The following is a 226-nucleotide window of genomic DNA, read 5'->3' as shown; positions in this document are numbered from 1 at the left end:
GGTGTCGAGCGTGCCGCTGAAGGCTGACGAGGCGGACCGAATGCTGGCGGCGCGTCAGGCCATCCGCCCCGCACAACCGGCTGCCGGGAAACGAGAGGTCGGGCGGCCCGTCAGCCGGTCATCCGGCACCGACCTCCCTTCGGGAGGAAGACTGGTGGGAGAGAAGACGCTTTCCCCCCACCCGGTCCCGGCGGTGGCGGAGCGGGTGCTGCTGTCGCTGCGTCAG

At 71.7% G+C, this 226-nt stretch carries 1 protein-coding gene; it reads left to right on the top strand.

Annotated elements, in window-relative coordinates:
• Positions 1-226: hypothetical protein (locus C7C46_RS35940; protein ID WP_220040625.1), on the top strand; the 226-nt coding region annotated here is incomplete at both ends.

This window comes from Streptomyces tateyamensis, from assembly GCF_003205575.1.
GTDB classification, from domain to species: Bacteria; Actinomycetota; Actinomycetes; order Streptomycetales; family Streptomycetaceae; genus Kitasatospora; species Kitasatospora tateyamensis.
Note: the sequence above shows the minus strand (reverse complement) of the source record. Positions and strands in the feature narration are given on the sequence as shown.